Origin of the sequence: Corallococcus praedator (assembly GCF_003612125.1) — a bacterium.
In the GTDB taxonomy this organism is placed as follows: domain Bacteria; phylum Myxococcota; class Myxococcia; order Myxococcales; family Myxococcaceae; genus Corallococcus; species Corallococcus praedator.
This window is the reverse complement of sequence record NZ_RAWI01000910.1, coordinates 1-474: the sequence shown is the minus strand read 5'-3', so window position 1 is coordinate 474 and position 474 is coordinate 1. Positions and strand designations below refer to the sequence as shown.

General features: G+C 40.1%; 1 protein-coding gene. It reads left to right on the top strand.

Going from position 1 to position 474, the window contains the following annotated elements; translation table 11 throughout:
- Window positions 1-474 (top strand): leucine-rich repeat domain-containing protein (locus D7Y13_RS50075; RefSeq protein ID WP_147452685.1); only part of this gene is annotated, 474 nt, incomplete at both ends.

Genomic DNA, 474 nt, shown 5'->3' with positions numbered 1-474 from the left:
GCATCTGCACCAGTCGTCGCGCAAAATAGAACAGCCAAGCCATTCAAAAGCTTTGCAGATTGGTGTTCTCAGAAGAAGACGCTTTCTGCTGCTACTAGGCACACGATCGATGTGCTGTTGAAGCGATCGCGCACCACCGATTGCTATCAGTCAAGCGAAATTCTTGAAGATATAACGACTCTTGATCTCAGCGATAGTAAAGTCGTTGATCTCAGTCCGTTGCAACCATTAACTAAACTCAATGAGCTTTATTTAGGTAATAATCAAATCACTGATTTGAAGCCTTTAAGTGCTCTTACTAATTTGAATCGGCTTTATCTTAGCTATAACCGTATTTCCGAACTTGCTCCACTCAAGCCCTTACGTAAGTTGAATGCTCTTTATCTGGGTAATAATCGTATTGCAAGCATTGATTCACTACAGTTTTTAGAAAATCTCATTAGTCTTGATCTGGTTTCTAATCAAATCCTTAAC